At 72.7% G+C, this 5267-nt stretch carries 3 protein-coding genes and 1 pseudogene; all 4 read left to right on the top strand.

The genetic code is table 11. The annotated features are described in order from the left end of the window. Positions 1-95: pseudogene (locus tag ACFY00_RS37955) on the top strand (ATP-binding protein); the annotation flags it as partial. Positions 96-415: 320 nt separating this feature from the next. Continuing rightward, entirely contained in the window at positions 416-3940 is a 3525-nt protein-coding gene (locus tag ACFY00_RS37960; RefSeq protein WP_388038801.1) for a nitrate- and nitrite sensing domain-containing protein, read from the top strand. Between the two features lie 10 nt (positions 3941-3950). Continuing rightward, on the top strand, positions 3951-4364 hold the full coding sequence (locus tag ACFY00_RS37965; RefSeq protein ID WP_035873526.1) for a roadblock/LC7 domain-containing protein: 414 nt from the start codon (positions 3951-3953) through the stop codon (positions 4362-4364). A 166-nt stretch (positions 4365-4530) separates the two neighbouring features. Further along, positions 4531-5220 (top strand): DUF742 domain-containing protein, encoded by a 690-nt coding sequence (locus tag ACFY00_RS37970; protein ID WP_388038803.1) that lies wholly within the window; start codon positions 4531-4533, stop codon positions 5218-5220. The last annotated feature ends 47 nt before the right edge of the window (positions 5221-5267 follow it).

Here is a 5267-nt window from a genome sequence, read left to right on the forward strand (position 1 = left end):
TCCCCATCATCACCCTCGACGCCCGACGCCGCGACAGCGCCAAGAGCGCCCTCATCACCCTCGTCGAACACGCCCTCCTCGCCCGACTGCGGTGAGCCCCGACCTGGCCGGGGGGCGTGGACCAGGAATGGTTCGCGCCCCCCGGTAACAGTTCGGTAGGCATTTGCCGAGGCTGTTTGACAGTGCGTAGCCGCCCGAACCCGGTGCGCGCCAATGACCTTGAACTTTGCGGGAGTTCAACCGTTTATGTCCGTTTTCCACCCGTGGCGCACGGGACGGGGGGGCCGTTTGTCCGCTCCACCGGCTCGTGTTGGAATTCCAGCTACCCCGTAGGACCGTGCGGGCCGCGGCCCGTCTGGGGGGGTAGCCGCCGGATAGATCCATGGCCGCCAGTCGGTCGAGAGGTTGTTGTCGAGTGAGGCGTAAGCAGCCAGTCACCCCTCAGCGGCGCTCCGAGCCCCGCCAGCAGGACCCGGGTAGCGGCCCGAACGGCGGTCGGTTCTCCGCGTTCACCGCGGCCGAGGACCGTGACCGCGCCGAACAGCACCGCGCCGTCACCCCGGAGTCCGCCCCGCGCCCCGCGCCCGCCAAGGACGCCCCGCGCCCCGGCGGCGGCGGCAGCCGGTACGACTTCCTGTCCCCGCTGAACTGGCGCGTGCCGACCCGCCTGGTGGCCATCCTGGTCATCCCGGTCGTCATCGCCCTGGTCTTCGGCGGCCTGCGCGTCAACACCTCGCTGGACGACTACAACCAGGCCGACCGCGCGGTGCGCGTCGCCAACCTGGCCAGCGCCGCCACCAAGCTGGCCGACGCCCTGGAGCAGGAGCGCGACGAGACCCTCGTCCCGCTGCTGACCGGGCAGGGCGACCAGGGCGAGGTGAAGAAGCTCCGGGACAAGACCGACGAGGCCCGCCGGGCCTACGACGCGGCGTTCGCGGAGCTCAAGGACGACGCCGCCATGAAGCGCCGCAACGACCAGTTCCAGCAGGCGGTGGCGTACCTCCCGCACCTGCGCGCCAACGCCTACAAGCCGGAGCTGTTCGCGACCGCGACCGCCAACGCGTACTCGCTGATGTTCGCGCCGCTGCTGGCCGTCGACAACTCGGTCGGCTTCGGCTCCAGCAACGTCACCTCCAAGGGCCGCGCGATCTACGCGATGTCGCTGGCCAAGGCGTCCGCCTCCACCCAGCGCGCGCTGATGCTCAACCTGCTGGTCGGCCTCGGCGTCGGCGGCGTGGACGGCCACGAGGGCGAGGACCTGATCCAGTCGCTGGTGGTCGCCTCCCGCCTGGAGCAGACCGCGCTCAGCGAGTTCAACACCGCCTCCGGCGACGCCGAGATCAAGGTCTACTCGGACGCCCTGGTCGCCCAGGCCACCGCCGACCAGCGCCTGCCGCTGCGCATGCCGGACGGCCACAGCCTGCCCACCATGCAGGGCCTGCTCGCGGTCGGCATGTCCTACGCCGGCCAGCTGTCCAGCGCCTCGGCCGGCGGCGACAACGCCGCCAAGATCATCGACCAGGTCGGCAAGGACGGTCTGACCCGCCCGCTGTGGGACCAGGCCACCAAGAGCCACATGAACGCGCTGCGCGCCGCGGAGACCGAGCTGCTCGCCCAGGTCGTCGACGAGGCCCAGGGCATCAAGGACCGGGCGTTCACCGACTGGGTGCTCAACTCGCTGATCGTGGTCGCCTCGCTGGTGCTGGCCGGTCTGCTCACCGGCTACATCGCCCGCTCGATGATCCTCGGCATGCGGACCCTGAACACCGCCGCGCTCGACATCGCCAACCACCGCCTGCCGGAGCTGGTCGACAAGCTCTCCAAGACCGACCCGGAGCGGGTCGACACCTCGGTCAGCCCGATCCCGCTGCACGGCCGGGACGAGATCGGCGAGGTCGCCCGCGCCTTCGACCAGGTCCACCAGCAGGCCGTCTCGCTCGCCGCCGAGCAGGCGCTGCTGCGGGGCAACGTCAACGCGATCTTCACCAACCTGTCGCGCCGCAGCCAGGGCCTGATCCAGCGCCAGCTGGCGCTGATCACCGACCTGGAGAACAACGAGGCCGACCCGGACCAGCTGGAGAACCTCTTCAAGCTGGACCACCTGGCGACCCGCATGCGCCGCAACGGCGAGAACCTCCTCGTCCTCGCGGGCGAGGAGCCCGGCCGCCGCTGGAACACCCCGGTCCCGCTGGTCGACGTGCTGCGCGCCGCCGCCTCCGAGGTGGAGCACTACGAGCGGATCGAACTGGCCGGCATCCCCGAGGCCGACGTGGTCGGCCCCGCCGTGACCGACCTCGTCCACCTGCTCGCCGAGCTGCTGGAGAACGCCACCTCGTTCTCCTCCCCGCAGACCCGGGTGCTGGTCAACGCGACCCGCCTGCCGGACGGCCGGGTGCTGGTCGAGATCCACGACAAGGGCATCGGCCTGACCGCCGAGGACTTCGCCGAGATCAACGAGAAGCTGGCCGAGCCGCCCACCGTCGACGCCACCATCTCCCGCCGGATGGGCCTGTTCGTGGTCGGCCGGCTGTCCCAGCGGCACGACATCCGCGTGCAGCTGCGCCCGTCCGGCGAGTCGGCCGGCACCACCTCGCTGGTCATGCTGCCGCAGCAGCTCACCCAGCTGGGCGCGATGGCGCCGGAGCCGCAGGCCGAGGAGTTCACGGTCTCCCGGATCTTCGCGGACCAGGAGCCGACCGCCGAGTGGGCCACCGAGGGCCAGGAGCGCACCGCCGCCGAACTCGGCTTCGACGACCACCTGGCCGTCCCCGGCGCCGTGCCCGGCAACGGCTTCTCCCCCGCGCTGGAGTCCATGCAGCGCTCCCAGCGCCTGGAGGAGCGCCGCCGGGCCGCCCTGGAGATCGGCCCCGGCCCCGCCGCCGACGAGCCGGTGGAGGCGGAGGTCCTGGAGTCGCCCTACGGCGCCCCCGGCGCCCCCGAGGACGGCTACGGCTACGGCGCCGCGCAGGAGGACCCGTACGCCCGCCCCGAGGTGGACGCCTACGGCCGCCCCTTCGAGCCGCAGCAGGCCCCGCAGGACGACGCCTACGGCTACCGCCAGGACGACCCGTACGCGCCCGCCGGGTACGCCGAGGAGCCCTACGCCCCGGAGCAGTACGCGCAGGCCCCCTACGGCGACGAGCAGCAGCCGTACGCCGACGGGTACCAGCAGCAGCCGTACGGCGCCGGGCAGTACGAGCAGTACGCCGACGAGTACCAGCAGGACGGCTACCAGCAGGACGGGTACGCCCAGGACGGGTACGCCCAGGACGGCTACCAGCCGGACGGCTACGCCCAGGACGGCTACCGGCAGCAGGACTACGGCTACGAGGAGCCCGCCGGGCACCCGTACCCCGCCGAGGAGCTGCCGGCCCTGCCGCCGGCCCGCTCCGCGGCGGAGCAGTCCGCGGGCGGCGCGCTGCCGCAGCGGCGGCCGGGCCAGCAGTTGGCGGGCCGGTCCTCCGACGGCGAGACCCCGAACTGGTTCACCGGCGCGAAGGACACCTCGGCCCCGGTCGAGGAGCCGCGCGGCCACGACGTGTCGGCGCTGGGCGGCTACGGGCCGACCGGCCCGACCGCGGCGCCCAGCGAGTGGGAGTCGCCGAACGACGGCAACTGGCAGCGCGCGGAGAAGGTGCGCGAGCCCGCCTCGGCGGGCACGACCCCCTCGGGCCTGCCGCGCCGGGTGCCCCGCCAGAACCTGGTGCCGGGCAACGCCCGGACCACCCCGCAGGAAGGCCCGCAGGTCTCCCGCGACCCGAACGAGGTCCGCGGCCGCCTGACCAACCTGCGCCGCGGCGTCGAGCAGGGCCGCCAGGCCGGCGGCGACCCCGGTGCCACCGGTAGCTTCCGGATCGACCCCGACCAGGGGGCGTACGGTGATGGACCGCACAACAGCAGCACCGATCTCTTCGGCGGCTCGAACCAGCAGGAGCGTTGAGTTGACCCAGATGAGCCAGGCCGCACAGAACCTGAACTGGCTGATCACCAATTTCGTGGACAACACCCCTGGGGTGTCCCACACCGTGGTGGTCTCCGCCGACGGTCTGCTGCTGTGCATGTCGGAGGGCTTCCCCCGGGACCGCGCCGACCAGCTGGCCGCCGTCGCCTCCGGACTGACCTCGCTGACCTCCGGCGCGAGCCGGATCTTCGAGGGCGGCGACGTGACCCAGACCGTGGTCGAGATGGAGCGCGGCTTCCTGTTCCTGATGGCGATCAGCGACGGTTCCGCGCTCGCGGTCCTCGCCTCGCCGGACTCCGACATCGGCCTCGTCGGCTACGAGATGGCCCTCCTCGTGGACCGCGCGGGCGCCGTCCTGACGCCCGCTCTGCGGGCCGAACTCCAGGGCAGTCTCCTGCACTGACGGTTCGTCGGATACCGTCCTGGTATTCGAAAGACCTCATTGCCCGTCCCGAGGTCGCTTCGGCGGCCTCGGGACCGGGCGTTGTACGGCCTTCGCACCACCGGTCACGGCGCTCCCCGGCGACGCGGCCAGCAACGCACCGCCGCACCCTTTGAGGAGATGAACCGTGACACCGCCCGACCACAGTGGCCAGTACGGCGCCCCGTACGCGGGCTCCGGCCACGACGCTTTCGGGGCTCCCGGCGTCGGCCACGGTCAGCAGCCGCAGTACGCGCCGCAGTTCAACGGTGGCCAGTCGTACCTGCCCCCGCAGTCCGACCCGCGCTGGTACCAGCAGCAGGACGGGTACGGCCAGGCCCACCCCGGCCCCCCGGCCTTCCCCGAGCAGGGGGCGTTCCCCGAGCAGGGGGCGTTCCCCGGCCACGGGGCGTTCCCCGACCCCGAGCCGCCGCACCGGTACGAGGACCAGCAGCCCGGCCACGTCGAGGAGTACGCCGACGAGGAGGAGGACGCCGAGCCGCTGATCCGCCCCTTCGCGATGACCGGCGGACGCACCCGGCCGCGCTACGAACTCGCGCTGGAGGCCCTGGTCTCCGCCGCGGTCGACCCGGCCCGGATGGCCACCCTGCTGCCCGAGCACCAGCGGATCTGCGCCCTGTGCGCCACCGACGTGAAGTCGGTCGCCGAGATCTCCGCGCTGCTCGGCCTGCCGCTGGGCGTGGCCCGCATCCTCGTGGCGGACCTGGCCGAGGCCGGCCTGGTCGCCATCCACCAGCCCGCAGCCGGCGGCGAATCCGGCAACCAGCCCGACGTCACGCTGCTCGAAAGGGTCCTCAGTGGACTTCGCAAGCTCTAACGCGGCCGCCGCCCCCAGCCGCGCCACCACCTCCGCCAAGATCGTCG

The organism is Kitasatospora sp. NPDC001540 (assembly GCF_042894345.1).
In the GTDB taxonomy this organism is placed as follows: domain Bacteria; phylum Actinomycetota; class Actinomycetes; order Streptomycetales; family Streptomycetaceae; genus Kitasatospora; species Kitasatospora phosalacinea_C.

Excerpts from the sequence above, each read along its gene's own strand:
- ACFY00_RS37965 (WP_035873526.1), top strand. The coding sequence starts at position 3,951 with ATGAGCCAGGCCGCACAGAACCTGAACTGGCTGATCACCAATTTCGTG.